Source organism: Citrobacter tructae, assembly GCF_004684345.1.
Lineage (GTDB): Bacteria > Pseudomonadota > Gammaproteobacteria > Enterobacterales > Enterobacteriaceae > Citrobacter > Citrobacter tructae.
This window is the reverse complement of record NZ_CP038469.1, coordinates 4,299,588-4,319,791: the sequence shown is the minus strand read 5'-3', so window position 1 is coordinate 4,319,791 and position 20,204 is coordinate 4,299,588. Positions and strand designations below refer to the sequence as shown.

Annotated in this window: 18 protein-coding genes; 6 read left to right on the top strand and 12 right to left on the bottom strand. The window is 53.3% G+C overall.

Annotation, left to right across the window (positions count from 1 at the left end):
- Positions 1-124: 124 nt before the first annotated feature.
- From recC to rppH, 9 genes are all read right to left on the bottom strand, one after another.
- Entirely contained in the window at positions 125-3,493 is a 3,369-nt protein-coding gene (recC, locus tag E4Z61_RS21355) for an exodeoxyribonuclease V subunit gamma (RefSeq protein WP_135324461.1), read from the bottom strand.
- A 12-nt stretch (positions 3,494-3,505) separates the two neighbouring features.
- The gene (locus tag E4Z61_RS21350; RefSeq protein ID WP_135324460.1) at positions 3,506-3,829 is read right to left on the bottom strand and encodes a prepilin-type N-terminal cleavage/methylation domain-containing protein; all 324 of its coding nucleotides are present in this window, start codon (positions 3,827-3,829) and stop codon (positions 3,506-3,508) included.
- Entirely contained in the window at positions 3,814-4,221 is a 408-nt protein-coding gene (locus E4Z61_RS21345) for a DUF2509 family protein (protein WP_135324459.1), read from the bottom strand. The genes E4Z61_RS21350 and E4Z61_RS21345 overlap by 16 nt, the downstream gene beginning before the upstream one ends.
- On the bottom strand, positions 4,218-4,781 hold the full coding sequence (locus E4Z61_RS21340; RefSeq protein WP_135324458.1) for a prepilin peptidase-dependent protein: 564 nt from the start codon (positions 4,779-4,781) through the stop codon (positions 4,218-4,220). The genes E4Z61_RS21345 and E4Z61_RS21340 overlap by 4 nt, the downstream gene beginning before the upstream one ends.
- Positions 4,772-5,242, bottom strand: a complete 471-nt coding sequence (locus tag E4Z61_RS21335) for a prepilin peptidase-dependent protein (protein WP_135324457.1) — start codon at positions 5,240-5,242, stop codon at positions 4,772-4,774. The genes E4Z61_RS21340 and E4Z61_RS21335 overlap by 10 nt, the downstream gene beginning before the upstream one ends.
- A gap of 184 nt (positions 5,243-5,426) precedes the next feature.
- Positions 5,427-6,221, bottom strand: coding sequence for a thymidylate synthase (gene thyA / locus E4Z61_RS21330; protein WP_135324456.1), 795 nt, complete (start codon positions 6,219-6,221; stop codon positions 5,427-5,429).
- Between the two features lie 6 nt (positions 6,222-6,227).
- Entirely contained in the window at positions 6,228-7,103 is an 876-nt protein-coding gene (gene lgt, locus E4Z61_RS21325) for a prolipoprotein diacylglyceryl transferase (protein WP_115257571.1), read from the bottom strand.
- A 203-nt stretch (positions 7,104-7,306) separates the two neighbouring features.
- Positions 7,307-9,553 carry a phosphoenolpyruvate--protein phosphotransferase gene (ptsP, locus tag E4Z61_RS21320; RefSeq protein ID WP_135324455.1) on the bottom strand — a complete coding sequence of 749 codons (2,247 nt, stop codon included), beginning with the start codon at positions 9,551-9,553 and terminating at the stop codon, positions 7,307-7,309.
- 12 nt (positions 9,554-9,565) lie between these two features.
- The gene (gene rppH / locus E4Z61_RS21315) at positions 9,566-10,096 is read right to left on the bottom strand and encodes an RNA pyrophosphohydrolase (protein WP_135324454.1); all 531 of its coding nucleotides are present in this window, start codon (positions 10,094-10,096) and stop codon (positions 9,566-9,568) included.
- A gap of 684 nt (positions 10,097-10,780) precedes the next feature.
- On the opposite strand from rppH, the gene mutH reads away from it, so the two are divergent.
- From mutH to E4Z61_RS21295, 4 genes are all read left to right on the top strand, one after another.
- The gene (gene mutH / locus E4Z61_RS21310) at positions 10,781-11,476 is read left to right on the top strand and encodes a DNA mismatch repair endonuclease MutH (RefSeq protein WP_135324453.1); all 696 of its coding nucleotides are present in this window, start codon (positions 10,781-10,783) and stop codon (positions 11,474-11,476) included.
- A gap of 75 nt (positions 11,477-11,551) precedes the next feature.
- Positions 11,552-12,265 (top strand): TerC family protein, encoded by a 714-nt coding sequence (locus E4Z61_RS21305; RefSeq protein ID WP_135324452.1) that lies wholly within the window; start codon positions 11,552-11,554, stop codon positions 12,263-12,265.
- Positions 12,266-12,408: 143 nt separating this feature from the next.
- A complete protein-coding gene (gene ygdR / locus E4Z61_RS21300) occupies positions 12,409-12,627 on the top strand; it encodes a lipoprotein YgdR (protein ID WP_000758660.1) in 219 nt (72 codons plus the stop codon).
- A 107-nt stretch (positions 12,628-12,734) separates the two neighbouring features.
- Entirely contained in the window at positions 12,735-13,775 is a 1,041-nt protein-coding gene (locus E4Z61_RS21295) for an NADP(H)-dependent aldo-keto reductase (protein ID WP_135324451.1), read from the top strand.
- A 76-nt stretch (positions 13,776-13,851) separates the two neighbouring features.
- On the opposite strand, the gene lplT is transcribed toward E4Z61_RS21295, so the two are convergent.
- On the bottom strand, positions 13,852-15,045 hold the full coding sequence (gene lplT, locus E4Z61_RS21290; RefSeq protein ID WP_135324450.1) for a lysophospholipid transporter LplT: 1,194 nt from the start codon (positions 15,043-15,045) through the stop codon (positions 13,852-13,854).
- Positions 15,038-17,197, bottom strand: a complete 2,160-nt coding sequence (aas, locus tag E4Z61_RS21285) for a bifunctional acyl-ACP--phospholipid O-acyltransferase/long-chain-fatty-acid--ACP ligase (protein WP_135324449.1) — start codon at positions 17,195-17,197, stop codon at positions 15,038-15,040. The genes lplT and aas overlap by 8 nt, the downstream gene beginning before the upstream one ends.
- 38 nt (positions 17,198-17,235) lie before the next feature.
- Here aas and E4Z61_RS24190 point away from each other — a divergent pair, with 38 nt between their 5' ends.
- Together E4Z61_RS24190 and galR are read left to right on the top strand one after the other, a co-directional pair.
- The gene (locus E4Z61_RS24190; RefSeq protein WP_240703838.1) at positions 17,236-17,721 is read left to right on the top strand and encodes a hypothetical protein; all 486 of its coding nucleotides are present in this window, start codon (positions 17,236-17,238) and stop codon (positions 17,719-17,721) included.
- A gap of 78 nt (positions 17,722-17,799) precedes the next feature.
- Positions 17,800-18,828 carry an HTH-type transcriptional regulator GalR gene (gene galR, locus E4Z61_RS21270; RefSeq protein ID WP_135324447.1) on the top strand — a complete coding sequence of 343 codons (1,029 nt, stop codon included), beginning with the start codon at positions 17,800-17,802 and terminating at the stop codon, positions 18,826-18,828.
- 62 nt (positions 18,829-18,890) lie between these two features.
- Here the strand turns inward: galR and lysA are convergent, their stop codons facing one another.
- Positions 18,891-20,147, bottom strand: a complete 1,257-nt coding sequence (gene lysA, locus E4Z61_RS21265) for a diaminopimelate decarboxylase (protein ID WP_135324446.1) — start codon at positions 20,145-20,147, stop codon at positions 18,891-18,893.
- Positions 20,148-20,204 lie beyond the last annotated feature (57 nt).

Below are 20,204 nucleotides of genomic sequence, written 5' to 3'. Positions count from 1 at the left end.
CGCGCGGTCTGAACAGGGCAAGACTTTGTGCTGAACGTGTCAGCATCTTATGTGTAAGAATCAGTCCGTGACAGAAAGCGCATCATAGAGGAAGCTATCAGATTGCGCAATTTTTATACAATCATCATGACTGATTAAAGCGAAATAGCGGTAACAGGTAGCGCTGAGACTGCGAAACAATGGTTTCCAGTGTATCAGGCTCCAGCTGACGCCACAGGCGCTGATACCAGATATCATCGCCCTCACCGCGTACCATCATGTTGCCTTCATACACCTGCAAAAACTTGCTACGCGCTTTTTGCCGCGTATCGTCATCCTCTAACATGGCATCATTTGCGGCGTCATAACAGGTTTTTATCCACGCACCGCCGCTTTCAGGTAGCACCAGCAAAGGCGATGACATGCCCTCGCGGTACCCGTCAATAAGCTGCGCCAGGTAGAACATTGCCTGCTCAGTATCCAGCGGAGGAAAACGCCACTCTGCGTCTTTACGCAGAAACAGTCGGCTCTCTCCCGTTCCGCCACTGGCACAATAGACAAGATGTTCCAGCCAAAGTTGCACGCCCTGCGAAACGCTTATCAGAGATGGGCGCCAGCGCAACAAACCGTCCTGTTGAACTTGCGGTAACCACCCTGTGATTTGCACGCCGTTGCAGTTTAGATCGATTTCCATGCTCTGACCCGGCTGACGGCAGGCGATAATGCGCTCAGCCAGCGACTGCATCTCCTGGCGCTGGGCATCCCACAGGATTTCGCCAAATGCCCCATAAGGTAGCGAGCCTGCCGCACGGAAGTGGCGGAACAAACGCTCTGCGTCATTCTCTTCAACCAGCGTGTTAAGCAGCTGCTGATTAAGCTGATAGCGGGTTAGCCCTTCGAGGATAAAGGGTTCCGTTTCTGGGATCTCACTGTCTTCAGAGCGGAAGTTCACCTGTAGCCGCATCTGGAAAAAAGCCCTCACCGGGTGCGCCCAAAATCGCTGCAGCGTTTCCAGCGTCAGGGTTTCAGGCATGATATACGGCAGTGGTTGCACAAAATCAGCATGCGCTTTTCCTGCCTGGCTCGCCGCAGGCAGCCATTCGCGGGCATAACTTTGCTGTTCACCCGGCAGATAGTTTTGTGCGTCAAAAGGCATGCGGGTATGCAAACGGGTAATATGCGCTATAACCCTGGCTTCGCTTTCATCACAGGTGAGCGCTTCATCACCCGGCAAATAGTGGCTTTGACCGATGTAGTCCAGTAACTCCTGCACGAGCACTGACGGGAAGCGCTCGCTGTTATCCTGGATTGAACGGCCAATGTAGCTGATGTAGAGCGTTTGCTGCGCCGAAATCAAGGCTTCCAGAAACAGATAGCGGTCATCATCGCGGCGGCTTCGGTCACCACGCATCGGTTTTTGGCTCATCAGATCAAAACCCAACGGTGCAAGCTGGCGCGGATAAACGCCATCGTTCATGCCCAGCAGACACACCACCTTGAATGGGATAGAACGCATCGGCATCAGGGTACAGATATTTACCGGGCCCGCGAGGAAGCGCTGACTGATGCGTTCCTGATCGAGCCGCTGCGCCAGCTCATCGCGTAACAGCGAAAGCGGCACGGCCTCACCGTATTTTGCCCCCAGCCCTTCAGCGATAATGGCCTGCCACTGATCTTTAATCAACGTCATTGCCGCTTCGGTATCCACATCCGGCAGGAAGAAATCATTGAGCATGTCACTGCAAACAGGCAACCATTCTTCCAGCGGACGTTCTTGCGCCAGACCCCGACGCCAGAGATTCAGTTTCATCAACAGCGAAGCCAGATGTCCCACCAGTTCGGCGATTAAACCGCTGGATTCATCATACGGCAGTACGGATTGCCACTCCCCCTGCGCGCTTTCCATCGCATAGCCCAACAGCATGCGCGTTAAACCAAATTGCCAGGTGTGCTGGCCAGTTGGCGGCAGTTCCAGTTCACGTACGTTGTCGTCGTCGATGCCCCAGCGAATTCCTGACTCATTCACCCACAAGCGGAGATAGCGCAGCCCTTCTTCGTTGATGTTGAAGCGCGCCGCCAGCACGGGAACATCCAGCAATGCCAGCACATCCTCCGAGACAAAGCGACTGTCCGGCAGCGATAGCAGACTAATAAACGCCTGCAAAACGGGATGGGACTGACGTGCACGACGGTCAGAAATGGCATACGGTAAGTAGCGTTCGGCCGGCGCACTGCCAAAAACAGCTTGAATAAAGGGGCTGTAGCTGTCGATATCCGCCACCATGACGATGATGTCGCGCGGCGTCAGCGTTGGGTCCGCCGCAAGCATCGCCAGCAGTCGGTCATGGAGAATTTCCACCTCGCGCTGCGGGCTATGGCAGACATGAAACGTCACGCTGGCGTCATTGGGCTCAAGTAAGCGTTTATTATCGCTGCGCGAATACTCTTCCAGCGTCACGCCCGCGACGGCCCGGCTTTCCAGTTCAAGGATATCCGACTGAATATTATGCAAGAGATTGTCTGCCGTAATATCCACAAACGCATCCAACTCCTGGCTATTTTCCAGCTCAGAGAGCAGGTAAATATAGTCACGCCCCAGTTTTCCCCACGAGGCCAGCAAGGGATTACTGACATCCTGCTCGCCATCGCTGTTAAACAAGCTCTCGGCATTCTGGCTATCACGAAACAGCGGCAGATGACGCTCCTCAAAGCTGTGCCGACGCTGGCGTGCCAACAGTTTCGCCAGATACGCGGGGTCTTTAATATCACCCCAGTAGTAACGACATGGATTGGTAAACAACAGATGAATTTCAATATGTTTACCCAGCGCCTGCAATGCCTGAAGATACACGGGCGGCAACGCGGAAATTCCGCAAATAAAAACGCGTGCAGGCAGTCCTTGCGGGCACTCGGAAGCATTTTCCAGAGTTTGAATAAATCGCTGGTATAAATTGGCGCGGTGCCAGCGTTCTTGCCCCAGCTCAGCGGTATATTCCACCAGCGCTTTCCACAACGGTGCCTGCCAGATCTGAGACTCACCCAATCCTTCAACCTGCTTCCCCGCTTCCCACTGCGTCAACCAGTCAGGGCGGTAGACTAAGTACTGGTCAAACAGGTCAGCCGCGCGTGAGGAGAGCTGAAACAGCTTGCGCTTATCGGTATCGTCGGTCAGATAGTGGCGCAGCAGCGTGAACTCTTCGTTACCCAGCAACTGCGGCAATAGCGTCATCAGCTTCCAGCTCATACTTTGCTTGCTGAACGCACTCTCTTTCGGGATGTCTGGCAGTACGCGGACGAACATATCCCAGATAAAACTCGCGGGTAACGGGAATTCAATATTGGCTGCAATGCCAAACTTCTGTGCCAGGGTCATTTGTAGCCACTGCGCCATGCCGGTGCTTTGAACCAGGATCATTTCAGGTTCAAAGGGATCGTCCAGCCGCTCGCGCTCAACGATATATTCCATTAACGCTTCCAGCACATCCAGGCGATTGGAGTGGTAGACCCTTAACATAGCGACTCCTGACTACTGACTGTTCGGGCAGTGCAGACGCGTCATTTGACCTTGCCTGCCCAGGGGTGAAGAAAGTTTGACGTTGATGCTGACACATCCCGCCCGTGTTGTCTGCATTCGGTTTACCTGCCAGTTTAACGGCGGCGAAAATGCAGTCATCTGGGTTTGCATCCACGCATGACGCCAAAGCTGCTGATACTGACTTCTGATAAGAAAACTGTTCATCAACACCCGTTGATACCCCGACAACGCAGTAACAATCATTACCATGAGTACCAATGCCAGCATCACTTCTGGCAGGCTAAAACCGCGTTGCCGGTTCAGGGTAGCTGACATAGCGCAGCCTCCCTTAGAGGACAGAAATCGCTCCAGCCATGTGCGGAAAACACGATATTGCCATCGATAACTTCGCCCTGCCGCCATAGTGACATCCCTTCATAGTGTGCAATAAGCAACACGTTATTATCGTCATGCAATCGCAGGCAAACGGCAGCATTGACTGTTGAATCACGCCGACATTGCACGGTGGGCTGCAACAACCAGGGCTGCATACGTCCCCATTCCATGACGGATTGCACCACGGCCTGGCGTTGCAAAGACTGACTTTCCGTGGCAACACGGGAAGCAAAACTGGCGTCCTGTTGGCTCAGTCCCTGGAGCAACAGACCGCCGAGCAACAGAAGTAAAAGTACCATCGCCAGGGAAGATACGCCGCGTTCCCGGTTCACAGATTAAATCCCGTAACGCTATAGTGCGCATCAATGGTTTTTTGTGGCTCAATTTTGCTGGCTCCGCGCAAACGCAGAGTCAGGACGGGTGCAAATCCGCTAATGTTCTGGCGTTCAACCTGAAATGTCTCAATCAGTAAGGCGTTAGGATCGGTCATTTTATCCCAGCCCTTTCCGTCGCAGGATGTCGCACCACGTAAGGTTTCCAATACCTTGTCTTGTAAACGAAAGCCTACCTGGTCCGCGTCTTTTGCCGGGGTGGTCTCCCAAACGCCGTTACCGTTGGCGTCCCAACGCGCAATCACGCAATCACCGTGACCCGATATCACCAGACCCTCACCACCACAGTTTCCGCGACAGTATCCGGCCCGCTGGAGATGTTTCGCCACCGTATAAACCCGCTGCCAGAGTTCATCCTCAAGGGCTAACTGGCGCGTGTTAAGCAAAATATCGCGCTGAAGCGCCGGTAAAAAGCGTGCTGCCCCCAGCAGTAAAATGCTGCTTATAGCCATCGCTATCAGCACCTCCAGCAGTGAAAAACCACGTTCATTTACCGACATATATTTGCCTCATCACGCCCGCAAAGACGGATTCGCCCCCAGCCTGATACCACCACCCACCATTCGCCCGCAGCATTTTTCAGGCCAATATGCCCGGCCCATGCGGTGTTGCGCAGGCCAAAAAAGGCTAACGATGGCGTCATGTCTGCCATCTCGACATCGCCCCAGCGCGGAGTTAACACCAACGGCGAAACGGGTTTGCACGTATTCTGAGCAGCGGCAGAGCTAACCAGACACCATGAGGTTCCCTCTCTGATGACGCTGATGACATGGTCGCGATTATGCCAGTTGGCATCTTCACGCAGTTGCAGCAAATAGTCCCGCACCTGAATGGCGGTTTGCCACAACCGTTGCTGTTGCTGCCAACGTTGCCAGCCGTAAAGCCCGGATGCGCTGAGAGCGACAACAATGAGCATTGCCACCAGTGTTTCAATGAGCGTATAGCCTTGTTGTTTTTTCATGCCACCAGTATGGCGGGGAGGAAAAGAATAACGAGTGGGAAATTCAAGTTGTTCGGCAAGCTTTGGGGAATATTTCCGCCGTTGCAGCGCATTACAAAATTTCAGGAATCAGCGTCGAGGAACTGAATTTTGGGTAAAAAAAACCGACGCGCGATGGCGTCGGTCGTGGCAAGGTATCGTACGGTTAGATAGCAACCGGCGCTTTAATGCCTGGGTGCGGATCGTAACCTTCAATTTCGAAATCGTCGAAACGATAGTCGAAGATTGAGTCAGGTTTACGCTTGATGACCAGCTTCGGCAACGCGCGCGGTTCGCGGCTGAGCTGCAGATGCGTTTGATCCATATGATTGCTGTACAAGTGCGTGTCGCCGCCGGTCCAGACAAAGTCACCGACTTCAAGATTGCACTGCTGCGCCATCATGTGCACCAGCAAGGCGTAGCTGGCAATGTTGAACGGCAGGCCGAGGAACACATCGCATGAACGCTGGTACAGCTGACAAGAGAGCTTGCCGTCTGCCACATAGAACTGGAAGAACGCGTGGCACGGTGCCAGCGCCATCTTATCCAGTTCACCTACGTTCCACGCGGAAACGATGATGCGGCGAGAGTCCGGGTCATTCTTCAGCTGATTGAGCACCGTGGTGATCTGATCAATATGGCGGCCATCTGGCGTTGGCCATGCACGCCACTGTTTACCGTAGACCGGGCCAAGGTTGCCATTTTCATCTGCCCATTCATCCCAGATAGAGACGTTGTTTTCGTGCAGGTAGGCCACGTTAGTGTCGCCCTGCAAAAACCACAGCAGCTCGTGAATAATAGAGCGCAAATGACAGCGTTTAGTCGTAACCAGCGGGAACCCTTCCTGCAGATTAAAACGCATCTGATGTCCAAAAATGGAAAGCGTTCCGGTTCCGGTGCGGTCGTTTTTCTGTGTGCCTTCATCGAGCACTTTTTGCATCAGTTCTAAATACTGTTTCATGGTTCCTCAGGAAGCGTGTTGCTGTGGGCTGCGGCGGTACGCCCAAACCATCATAATGATACCGGCGACAATCATCGGGATAGACAGGATCTGCCCCATACTGATGTACTGTACCCATTCGCCGGTAAACTGCTGATCCGGCTGACGGAAGAATTCAACGATGATACGAAACGCACCGTAGCCTATCAGGAACAGCCCGGATACCGATCCCATCGGGCGCGGTTTACGAATGAAAAGGTTAAGAATGATAAACAGCACAACACCTTCCAGCGCCATCTCATAAAGCTGTGAGGCGTGGCGCGGCAGCGAGCCGTAGGTATCAAAAATAGACTGCCATTGCGGGTTAGTTTGCAGCAGTAAGATATCTTCGGTACGGGAGCCCGGAAACAGCATGGAATACGAGAAGTTTGGGTCAACGCGCCCCCACAGCTCACCGTTGATAAAGTTGCCCAGACGCCCTGCGCCCAGACCAAACGGAATCAGCGGGGCAATAAAGTCCGACACCTGGAAGAACGAACGCTTGGTGCGTTTGGCGAAGATAATCATCACCAGAATCACGCCGATAAGACCACCGTGGAAGGACATTCCACCGTCCCAGACGCGGAACAGATACAGCGGATTATCAAGGAACAGTGGGAAGTTGTAGAACAGTACGTAACCAATACGTCCCCCAAGGAACACCCCGAGGAATCCTGCATAAAGTAAGTTTTCAACTTCGTTTTTGGTCCAGCCACTTCCTGGCCGATTAGCGCGGCGCGTCGCCAACCACATCGCGAAAATAAACCCCACCAAATACATCATGCCGTACCAGTGAAGTGCGACGGGTCCAATTGAGAAAATGACCGGATCGAATTCCGGAAAATGCAGATAGCTACTGGTCATCTGTCACCACAAGTTCTTGTTATTTCGCTGAAGTCAGACAGCAATTGATAAGCGCGCCTGTATGATACAGGCGCTCCGAAGGTGCGAATGATAGCACAAGGGGATCACAGCGGATGCCGGGAAGATGTAAAAGATCTGTATAGGTAAGCCATGACACCACCAGGCATGCCTGATGACGCTATGCTCATCAGGCCGATACAGGCCTACAATCCCCCGCGAATCAAACCGCCCATACCGCGTCGTTCCATGAACGCCGCTACCTGATGGCGCACTTCTGTCGCCAGTTGCGCTTCCAGGCTGCGCTGTGCCAGCGTTTGCGCTTCGTCAAAATCGATGTGGCGCAGCAGATATTTCACACGCGCAACGGAACGACCATTCATCGACAAGTGGCGAAAACCCAAGCCAATTAAAATAGCCACACACATTGGATCGCCCGCCATTTCACCGCACAAGCGCAAATCAATGCCGCTTCTCTCGGCTTCCTGTGCAATCATCGCCAGCGCACGTAACATCCCCGGATGCAAGCTGTCATAGATGCTGGCTACCCGCGTGTTGTTACGATCGACCGCCAGAATATACTGGGTCAGGTCGTTGGTCCCGACCGAGATAAAATCGACTCTGTTCGCCAGATGCGGCAGCATAAAGACCATCGATGGGACTTCCAGCATGATGCCGATGCGCGGTTTCGGGATCGCGTATCCGATCATCTCTTCCACTTCGCGTCCGGCGCGCTCAATTAGGCGTCGCGCTTCGTCCACTTCATCAATACTGGTGACCATCGGCAGCAAAATGCTCAGGTTGCCGGTTGCCGCATTAGCACGCAGCATCGCGCGAACCTGGATCAAAAAGATCTCCGGCTGATCGAGCGTAATGCGGATCCCACGCCAGCCAAGACACGGATTCTCTTCGCTGATTGGCATGTAAGGCAGCTGTTTATCGGCCCCGACATCAAGTGTACGCAGGGTTACCGGTTTGTCGTTAAACATCTGCAGCATGCCCTGATACTGGGCAACCTGTTCTTCTTCCGATGGAAAACCGCTTTGCAGCATGAATGGGATTTCGGTGCGATACAGCCCGATACCGTCGATTCGGCTCCCGAGTTTCTCTTCGTGTTCCGGACTCAGTCCAGCGTTGAGCATCACCTTAACGCGCTCGCCGCTTTTCAACTGGGCAGGCTGGTTAACGTCATCTTCCGCCAGACGGCTCAGTTCAATCTCTTCACTGATGAGGCGCTGATATTCCTGGATCAAAACCGGTTCAGGATCGACCAACACTTCGCCGCGATAACCGTCCACCACCAGTGTACGACGGTGTAATACCGACGGCTGAATATCGGCCCCCATCACGGTAGGAATGCCCAGCGCGCGCACCATAATCGCCGCATGGGAGTTGGCGGCACCGTCTCTGACCACCACGCCAACCAGCCTATCCTGCGGAAGTTCGGCCAGAGTAGTCGCGGAAAGCTCATCCGCCACCAGCACGAAGCGTTCCGGCCAGGCATTCGGCCCCTGAATAGAGTCATCAAGATGGAACAGCAGACGCTGGCCGAGCGCACGTAAATCCCCGGCCCGTTCTTTAAGATAGTTATCGCTGAGCGCGGCAAACTGTTCGGCAAACTTTTCGATGATCGTTTTAACGGCCCATTCGGCCACCGAACCGTTATCAACTTGCGCAAACAGCTCGCGGCGCAGACGTGTATCGGAAAGCAGATGCGAGTATAAATCGAAGATTGCCGCCGTTTCTTTCTGCGCCCCGGCGGTAAAACGCTTGCTGTAGCGGCGGAATTCGTTCGCAGCTTCTTCCAGCGCGCCAGTGAGTCGTTCACGTTCCAGAACCGGATCCAGCGTTGAAGCCTGATATACCTGCTCCATCAGCGGCAGCGTCGCATCCTGCCAGCCTTCGGCAATCGCCACACCTGGCGCTGCGGGCAGCGCACGAATTCGCGTTTGGCGATATTGTCCAAATAGCGCGTTTAACTGCGACTGAGAAAGAATGGCCGCCATTTGCGTGGCGAGCGTCACCAGGAATGATTCTTCGCTTTCATCGTACTGGCGCAGCTCACGCTGCTGAACCACCAGCACGCCCAATAGCTGGCGGCGCTGAATGATCGGTACGCCTAAGAAGGCGCGGAACCGCTCTTCTTTTACCGAAGGAATGTACTTAAAGCTGGGGTGTTTTTGCGCATCGGCGAGGTTGATGGGTTCCGCCAGCCTGCCAACCAGGCCAACGATACCTTCATCAAACGCCAGTGCAACGGTGCGACCGCGTGGTTTTTTGAGTCCCCGGGTCGCCATCAGGTAATAACAACGTCGATCGTGATCGGCCAGATAAACCGAGCAGACCTCTGTATCCATCGCAAGACAGATGTCGGTAACCAGAATATTCAGCGCCTCATTAAGACGCGGAGCACTGGCAACCTTTTCGACTATTTCGCGCAGGCGGGTGAGCATAATTTGCGTAGCTTAACCTCTTTTACGTCTGTACGCAGGTGCGCTTTGCGGCTTTGGGGTACTCTCCTGAAGCGCCATCACAACACTTGCGAATTCTTTCATCACCCTGCGATAGACATCGCGTTTAAATGACACCACCTGTCGAACCGGATACCAGTAACTCACCCAACGCCAGCCATCAAACTCGGGCGTGCTGCTGGTTTGCATATTGATCTCAGCATCGCTGCTTATCAATTGCAGAAGAAACCATTTTTGTTTCTGGCCGATACAAACCGGCTTCGTGTCCCAACGCACCAAACGTTTCGGTAACTTGTAACGCAACCAGTTACGAGTAGAAGCAAGGATCCGGACATCTTTACGACTGAGGCCCACTTCTTCAAACAGTTCCCGGTACATCGCCTGCTCTGCTGTCTCTCCCGCGTTTATCCCACCTTGCGGGAATTGCCAGGAGTGCTGACCAAATCGCCGGGCCCACATGACCTGCCCCTGGCGGTTACAAATTACTATCCCTACATTCGGGCGGTAGCCATCGTCATCAATCACCGGACTACCTCAACATAAACCTTATATATAAACGATTGTTTCACACTCCTGAGAGGCGGTAAACCACTCTGTGAAGCGCACGAGGCTCTAATAACAATTGAATAACTCACAGCAAAGGACTGAGTTATAAACAGAGGATGGACGACTTAGGCGATTTTATTCACCTTTTCTGTGGATATAGTTGTGAAGAAGTACGGAATTACTATGGGAAAACCCGGAACAGTCTGAATAAGGCCGCGGTCGCATATAAAAATTAGTCTTCTAAATTCATTCAGTTAAAAGCATTCACAGCCAATAAACGCCCAGAAACGTGATGTGCATCACGCATGCGATCTTCGATCTGATGAAAGATCAACCAGCGTTGGATTTATCCACAGATTGTGCCAATAAGTTAGGCACATTTTGTGTGAAAATTCGATTTTCGTCGCACGTCAAGGCTGTAAATTGAAACAGTAGTGGGGGTTTTTCACAGTTATCCCATCTTTCTGTGGATAACATGGTGTAAGATCCTGTTCATTGTCAGTGACCAGAATTGGAAAACCCAATCGACTGTTGCGCAACTCTGCGTAATGAAATCTAAAAATCAATATAAATCAGATAATTGAATAAAACATGTGGAAAAAGATAAACTTTGTCCACTCGGTATAAAATCATTGTTCATTTTTTCGCCTAAGGGTTAACTCAATGCCAAAACTCCAGCCGCTGCTTTCCCCCCCTGAATCTGAGGCTCAATTGCTTGCCCAGGCACGGCAGCTCTCGGGTTATACATTAGGGGAACTGGCAGCAATGGCGGGGATAGTGACTCCCAAAGATTTGAAGCGGGATAAAGGCTGGATCGGCGTGCTGCTGGAGATTTGGCTCGGGGCCAGCGCAGGCAGCAAACCGGAACAGGATTTTGCCACGCTGGGTGTGGAGCTGAAAACGATCCCTGTGGACAGTCTTGGAAAACCGCTGGAAACCACCTTCGTTTGCGTAGCGCCGTTAACAGGCAATACCGGTGTAACGTGGGAAACCAGCCATGTCCGCCACAAGCTTAAACGCGTGCTGTGGGTGCCAGTTGAAGGAGAGCGTAGTATCCCGTTAGCACAACGGCGCGTGGGGTCTCCGCTGCTGTGGAGTCCGAATGAAGAAGAAGACCAGCAATTGCGCCTGGACTGGGAAGAATTGATGGACATGATCGTACTGGGCCACGTCGAACGCATCACCGCCCGCCATGGGGAAGTGTTACAGCTACGCCCAAAAGCCGCCAATGCAAAAGCACTTACCGAAGCCATTGGCGCAAATGGTGAGCCTATCCTGACCTTACCACGCGGTTTTTATCTGAAAAAGAACTTCACGCGCGCGCTGCTAGAGCGGCATTTTTTATTCCAGACACAATAGGCACAGCGCGGCCTTTCACCCGCCGCGTTACGCGCCTATAATTAGCGCTTCTTTTTTTTGGCAGGACTTTGTTCGATGTTATTTGCATGGATAACCGATCCTAACGCCTGGCTGGCGCTCGGTACGCTGACGCTGCTGGAGATCGTTCTTGGGATCGACAATATTATTTTCCTTTCTTTGGTAGTTGCCAAACTCCCGACCGCGCAACGCAGTCATGCCCGACGTATCGGGCTGGCGGCAGCGATGATCATGCGTCTGGCACTCCTGGCCTCTATCGCCTGGGTAACACGTCTGACAAACCCACTGTTTGAGGTATTTGGCGAGGCGATCTCAGCACGTGACCTGATCCTTCTACTCGGTGGATTGTTCTTAATCTGGAAAGCCAGTAAAGAGATCCATGAGTCGATTGAAGGTGAAGAAGAAGGGCTGAAAACGCGCGTCTCCTCTTTCCTGGGGGCAATTGTGCAGATCATGTTGTTAGATATTATCTTCAGCCTGGACTCCGTCATCACCGCAGTAGGCTTGTCCGATCATCTGTTTATCATGATGGCGGCGGTGGTCATTGCCGTCGGTGTGATGATGTTTGCAGCACGCCCGATAGGCGAGTTCGTGGATCGTCACCCATCGGTAAAAATGCTGGCGCTCGCTTTCCTGATTCTGGTCGGTTTCACACTGATTCTGGAAAGTTTCGATGTGCATGTGCCGAAAGGGTACATTTATTTCGCGATGTTCTTCTCTATCGGTGTAGAGACCCTGAACCTGTTGCGCAATAAAAAGAACCCGCTCTGAACCCATTCATCGCTCCCTGCAAGGGGAGCGATGACCCACATCACCTTTTGTTCTCACAGATTAAGATTTTACTGCTTTTGTCCGGCGTAACTTCGCGTTATTACTAAACTAGTGTCAGACGCAGGCCATGTGAGGATAAATAGATGAAAAAATGGGCAGTTTTAATTTCCGCAGTAGGATTGGCTTTTGCCGTTTCTGGTTGCAGCAGTGATTATGTAATGGCGACAAAAGATGGTCGTATGATCCTGACCGATGGTAAACCTGAAATTGATGACGATACCGGTCTGGTGAGCTACCACGATCAGCAAGGCAATGCGATGCAGATTAACCGCGATGATGTGTCTCAAATTATTGAGCGTTGATGGTTAAGGTCAGCTACGCTGCTGGCCTTAACAATTTTGCTTCCCTTTTTCCCTTCCCTCAGCCATTTTTATAATCCTTATGTTGTGATTATAAAAAGGAAACGGCTATGCAATATCACCGTATACCCCACAGCTCGCTGGAAGTCAGTACACTGGGGCTGGGCACAATGACGTTTGGTGAACAAAACAGCGAAGCCGACGCACATGCACAGCTTGACTATGCCGTTGCACAAGGCATCAATTTAATCGACGTTGCCGAGATGTATCCGGTCCCGCCGCGCCCTGAAACCCAGGGACTCACGGAAACCTACGTCGGCAACTGGCTCGCCAAACACGGCAACCGTGAAAAACTGATCGTGGCCTCAAAGGTCAGCGGTCCGTCGCGTAACAATGACAGCGGTATTCGTCCTAATCAGGCGCTGGACCGTAAAAACATTCGTCAGGCGCTTAACGACAGCCTCAAACGCCTGCAAACTGATTATCTGGACCTGTATCAGGTTCACTGGCCTCAGCGCCCGACCAACTGCTTTGGCAAGCTGGGCTACAGTTGGACGGACTCCGCGCCGGTGATCACCCTGCTGGAAACGCTGGAAGCCCTGACCGAATTTCAGCGCGCCGGGAAAATTCGCTATATCGGCGTGTCCAACGAAACCGCATTTGGCGTGATGCGCTATCTGCATCTTGCGGATAAACACGATCTGCCGCGCATTGTCACTATCCAAAACCCCTACAGCCTGCTGAACCGCAGCTTTGAAGTGGGACTGGCGGAAGTCAGCCAGTACGAAGGCATTGAACTACTGGCATACTCGTGCCTGGGTTTTGGCACGTTAACGGGTAAATACCTCAACGGCGCGAAACCTGCCGGTGCGCGCAATACACTGTTTAGCCGCTTCACGCGCTACAGCAGTGAGCAGACGCAAAAAGCCGTCGCAGCTTACGTGGATATCGCCAAACGCCATAACCTGGATCCAGCGCAGATGGCACTGGCATTTGTGCGTCGCCAGCCGTTTGTCGCCAGCACCCTGCTGGGGGCGACGACCATGGAGCAGCTAAGAACCAACGTTGAAAGTTTGCATCTGCAGTTAAGCGAAGAGGTGCTGGCAGAGATTGAAGCAGTGCATCAGGTTTATACCTATCCTGCACCGTGATGGCGTAATGCGGTTGTTCTGCCGGATGGCGGTTTAAGCGCCGTATCCGGCCTACTCAGACAACCGGCATTTAATATTAATGACGGCGTTGCCAGATCCACAGCGCCGTAATCGCCAGTGTAAACAGTCCGCCAAAGCCAATACCGATGGCAACTGCCGGAATACCTACCAGTACCGCCAGCGAGTAAATACCAAGCATCAGCAGCATGGCGCTGTTTTCACCCAGATTTTGCACCGCGATGGCATTGCCCGCACCCACGCTTTTTTTACCACGCTCTTGCAGTAGCGCATTTAGCGGCACAACAAAGAAACCGCCCAGCACACCGATGAGCATCAGCAGCGCATAGGACGGCAGCAGCGCATGTTGCAGAGACAAGAACAGTACACCGACGCCAATCAGGATCCCCGCAGGCATACAACGAGACACCGTTTCCAGCGTCACCAACTTCGCTGCCGCACCGGCCCCAACCACAATCCCAATAGCCACCATGGCATTAAGATAGGTCGGCGTGGCGTTATCGGTAATACCCAGCGCTACCGGAACCCACAGCACCAGCAGAAAACGCAGCGTCACTCCCGCGCCCCAAAACAGGCTGGTTCCGACCAGTGAGAATCGCGTTTCACCGTTGCGCCACAGCGAAGACGCCGCACAGAAGAAGCTGCGCGTCATTTTCCCCAGATGCCACGACTGCCCCGGACGCGCGGCAGCCAGTTTGGGGATAGACAAGTTAGCCACCACGGCGCCCGCATAGGCCAGCGCGCAGACAGAAAGTGCGGCTATCACATGCCAGTCGGCCAGCACGCCGCCAGCAACGGAACCCAGTAGAATTGCGGCGATGGTTGAGGCTTCCATCAGACCGTTGGCTTTTACCAGTTTGTCGCCGGTGGTCAGTTCTCCGAGAATGCCATACTTGGCTGGTGAATAAGCCGCCGCGCCGACCCCCACCAGCGTATACCCCAGAAAAGGATTAACGCCGAAGCAAATACTTGCCGCCCCCAGCAACTTAAGGCCATTGGCAAACATCATCACCCTGCCTTTGGCAAAGCTGTCAGCCACCTGACCGACAAAAGGGGCAAAAAGAATGTAAGCACCCACAAACACCATTTGCAGGATCGGCTGGCTCCAGTCCGGATAAAATTGCTCCTTCAGCAATGCCAGCGTAGCAAACAGCAGCGCGTTATCGCCAAACGCCGACAAAAACTGCGCGGCGATAACGGACATCATCCCTTTAGACCAGATTGAAGTATTAGTGTGTACTGACTCACGCATGTTGTTTTTCCGCTTCATCTACCCAGCTTTTCAGCGTTACAAAGTCCGGCTTACCGCTGCCGAGCAGAGGGAGTTGTTTCAGGTGTCGAATATCACGCGGCACAGCGAGTTCAGGCACACCGTGTACACGGGCATACTGCAGCAGTTTTTCACGCGTCAGCTCGCTGTCTGTGGTGAACAGAACCAGTGCTTCACCCTTGCTGGCATCGCTCTTGATAGCCGTGGCGTGCATTTTGTCGGCGGAGACCGCGAGTGCCAGTTGCTCCACCATTTCCAGCGAGACCATCTCTCCAGCAATTTTCGCAAAGCGCTTGGCGCGTCCCTGAATCTGCACGAAGCCGTTCTCGTCAAAGCGCACGATGTCGCCGGTGTCATACCAGCCGCGCTCAACCTCGCCCTCGGCATTTTCTGCCGTCGGCACTTCCAGCACGCCCGGTTTTTCAACGCGCAGATAGCCGCTCATAATATTTGGACCTTTCAACTGCAAACGGCCACCGTCTTCAATGCCCGGAACGGCCAACAGTCGGGCATCCATACCAGGCAGAATGCGCCCTACCGTGCCCGATTTTGCCGCCATCGGCACGTTAATCGACACCACTGGCGCACACTCCGTCACGCCATAACCTTCAAGCACGCGCAGACCAAACTTCTCCTGCCACAATTGCTTGGTGGTGTCCTGCAGCTTTTCTGCCCCGGCCACCACGTAGCGCAGGCGGTGGAAATCATAAGGATGGGCAAAGCGCGCATAGTTGCCAAGGAACGTCGAGGTGCCAAACAGCACAGTGCAATTACGGTCGTAAACCAGTTCCGGCACGATGCGATAATGCAGCGGGCTGGGATAGAGAAAGACTTCTGCACCGGTCAGCAGCGGCGTGAACAGCCCCACCGTCAGGCCAAAAGAGTGGAACAGCGGCAGCGCCGACATAAAGCGATCGTCAGCAGTAAAGTCGGCAATAGTTTTAATTTGCTCGACGTTCGCCAGAATACTTTTGTGGCTGTGCACCACGCCTTTCGGGTGGCCCTCAGAGCCGGAGGTAAAGAGGATCACCGCCGCTTCTTCAGGTTGCTGTTTCACCTGCGCCAGATGTGGCATCAACAGATGAGAGAAAATCCACAGCTTATCGCCAAAGGTAACATCGGCTTTTAAATCCTCCAGATAAACCCAGCGCACCTGGGTAAGCTGTTCCGGCAGATGCCAGAGCTTACCTTTGTCGAGAAACTGGCGGGAGGTAAAAATAGTTTTGATTTCGGAGGCGGTAATGGCGCTGGTTAATCCCTTCACACCCGCCGTGTAGTTCATCATCGCCGGAATACGTCGACGGGCAATGGCCCCAAAAATCACGGCGGCGCTGATCCCCGCGTTGGGCAGCATCAGGCCAATCTTCTCGCCTTCTACGCTGTACTTTTCCAAAATGCGTGCGACAAACAGCGTTTTGGTCAGAAGCTTACGGTAGCTGTCCGGGATAAAATTAACGTCTTCAATGCAGTTTTTGCCTGCGCCAAAACGGTATTTCGCCGACAGCAAAGATTCATATAACGTTTCACGCGGTCGCACGGCCATGCGCGCTTCCATCATAATCTGGTGCAGCATTTCACCGGCGAGCTTACGGCGATCGCGTGCGCGCGGCGCTTCCGGCATCGGTAGCTTGGTGGGCGGCAGGATGTGCAACTGAATGCGCGGGAAGAAGCGCCGTTTAACCAGACCTTTCAGACGGCTAAAATAGCTCAGCTCCGCACCCTCAATGCGTACAGGCACCACCGTCGCGCCCGATTTCGCAGCGACAAATCCGGCACCGTCATAGATTTTCATCAATGAACCGGTGGTCGAAATACGGCCTTCAGGGAAGATAACCACCGGGCGTCCCTGCTCAACCAGACGTACCAGATGTTTAATTGACATTGGTTTGGTCGGGTCTAACGGCACGAAATCAATCAGTGGGGTGAGCCAGCGCATATACCATTGCTGGCTTATCGAGGTGTAAACCGCAAAAACCGGGCGAATAGGTAAGAACAGCGCCAGCAGCATACCATCGATAAAAGAGACATGATTGGGAGTGATTAAGACGCGTTCTCCCCGTAGCGCACTGACATCACCCGTAAGGCGAACGCGGAAAAGCACGCGAAACAAATTACGAAAAAACCCTAATAGCATCTCAACTCCCTGTACCATCGATTATATAAGGATGAATGGTGGCAGATTATACGAGTTGGGGGATGGGCGCGACAGGTAAATGGAATCCGAAAACAGAGGCGAAAAAAAACCTGCGCATCCGCGCAGGTTGGTGCAAGAGACAGGGTACGAAGTGCGTACCGAATAATCTCACCAATCAATACCTCTGGGATCTTGATTGTGGTCTGCACATGCCTGATATGCCAGTTCGAAAACGCAAAGGAATGAACCCAAGTGCAACCAGTTGTGTAAATTATCCCTTACTGTTACAGATACACGTAAGGCAAAAAAAAACCTGCGCATCTGCGCAGGTTGGTGTAAATCTTGTGATCAACTCGAAAGTCGATTTCACCTATCAATACCTCTGGGATCCCAACTCTAGCAATCGAATCAACGCCCTCGCCAGCGAACAATCGCAACAGCTCATCGCAAAGTGTAAGCAAAGATTTTCATTTTCTATTTCTGTCTTACTTCACTCGTGCGCGCTCACATTTGCGAAGTCCTGATGGGCAATCTGCTTGAACAGCCAGCCATTTTCCGTAACACTGACGGAATGTAAGCGTTTACCCACAACAGGTACTATCATGGCGACCATAAAGGACGTAGCCCGACTAGCTGGTGTATCAGTCGCCACCGTTTCTCGAGTGATCAATCATTCCCCCAAAGCCAGCGAAGCATCGCGCCTGGCTGTAATGAGTGCAATGGAATCACTCAGCTACCACCCCAACGCTAATGCGCGTGCGCTGGCACAACAATCCACAGAAACCATCGGCCTGGTGGTGGGTGATGTGTCCGATCCATTCTTTGGGGCAATGGTTAAAGCTGTCGAGCAGGTGGCCTATAACACCGGTAACTTTTTACTAATTGGCAACGGCTATCATAACGAACTGAAAGAGCGGCAGGCGATTGAACAGCTTATCCGCCACCGCTGCGCGGCCCTCGTAGTCCACGCTAAAATTATCTCGGACGCGGAACTGGCGTCATTAATGAAGCAAATCCCCGGCATGGTACTGATCAACCGCATCCTGCCGGGTTTCGAACAACGCTGCGTGGCCCTGGATGACCGTTACGGCGCATGGCTTGCAACCCGCCATCTCATCCAGCAGGGTCATACACGCATCGGCTACCTGTGCTCCAATCACAGCATTTCGGATGCAGAAGATCGTCTGCAGGGCTATTACGATGCACTGGCAGAAAGCAATATCCCGGTTAACGATCGGCTGGTGACCTTCGGCGAACCGGATGAAAGCGGCGGCGAACAGGCGATGACGGAGCTGCTGGGACGTGGCAAAAACTTCACCGCTGTCGCCTGCTATAACGATTCGATGGCGGCGGGCGCCATGGGTGTATTAAATGATAATGGCATTGATGTGCCGAGCGAGATTTCACTGATTGGCTTTGATGATGTGCTGGTTTCCCGCTACGTGCGTCCACGGCTGACGACGGTACGTTACCCGATAGTGACGATGGCAACCCAGGCCGCCGAACTGGCGCTGGCGCTGGCAGAAAACCGTCCAGTGCCGGAAATTACCCACGTATTTAACCCCACCCTGGTACGTCGACACTCCGTATCGACGCTGACAGAATCAGGGAATTCGTCGTCAAACGATTAATCAGAGTGGCCAGATTCACCATCAAAGCAGCGTAAGCCCGATAAATACTATCGGGCATTCACTCAAAACAGTTCCAGCGCCAGCAGCTCTTCAATGGTCTGGCGACGGCGAATCAGTCGCGCTGCGCCGTTATCAAACAGCACTTCCGGCAGCAGCGGACGACTATTGTAGTTCGACGACATCGACGCACCGTAGGCTCCGGTATCGTGTAGTACCAGATAATCCCCGGGCACGACCGTTGGCAACAGACGGGTTTCAACTTTGCCGCCCTCCTGCTGGGTAAACACGTCACCCGATTCGCACAGTGGCCCGGCAACCACGGTCTCCCGTTGAGGAGCCAGTTCCAGCGAACGACCATCCCCCGCCAGGGCCGAAATATGATGATAGCTGCCGTACATTGCCGGACGCATCAGATCGTTAAAACCTGCATCGATCAACACAAAGTGGCGGCTACCCATCGCCTTCACGCTGCGCACCTGCGCCACCAGCACACCCGCTTCCGCGACCAAGAAACGCCCCGGTTCGATCTCAAGCTTCACCGGATGCCCCAGATGTTTAGCAATTTGCTCACGCGCGGCGTTCCACAGACCGAAGTAATGATCGGTGTTGACAGGCTCTTCCCCTTCACGATACGGAATGGATAAACCACCGCCCGCCGAGATCGCTTCAAGATCCTGGCCAAACTCAACGACCTGACGCACCATCGCGCCGCACACCTGCTCAAGATGGCCGTAATCGACGCCGGACCCAATGTGCATGTGAATACCGACCAGCTTCAGCTTATAGCGCTGAATTACTTCCAGCGCCGCCGGAAGCGAGCTGTGCCAGATGCCATGCTTGCTGTTCTCGCCACCTGTATTGGTTTTCTGACTGTGCCCGTGACCAAAGCCCGGGTTAACGCGCAGCCATACGCGGTGACCTGGCGACACCTGGCCCAGTTGCTCAAGCATATCCACCGACCCGGCGTTAACGGGGATCTGCAGCTCGTGCACCCTTGAAAGCGTCGCTTCATCAATCATGTCGGCAGTAAAGACGATTTCATCGTTACCCGGCACAAACCCCGCCGCCAGCGCTCGTTCAATTTCACCTAATGATACGGAATCCACCTTCACGCCCTGCTCGCGCATCAGGCGCAAGATATGAATATTTGAGCAGGCCTTCTGAGCAAAACGCACCACATCAAACTGGCTCAATTTTGCAATTTGCGCGCGGATAATCTGCGCATCATAAACCCAAACCGGGCAGCCGAATTCAGCAGGCAGGTGTAGCAGGTTATCGGCGGTCAGATCGGTGTCGATATTGTTGAGCGGGCGTGGCATAGCGGACTCCAGTCATCATCTTTTTTATGATTACGCCACAGCCAGAAGAGAATAAAA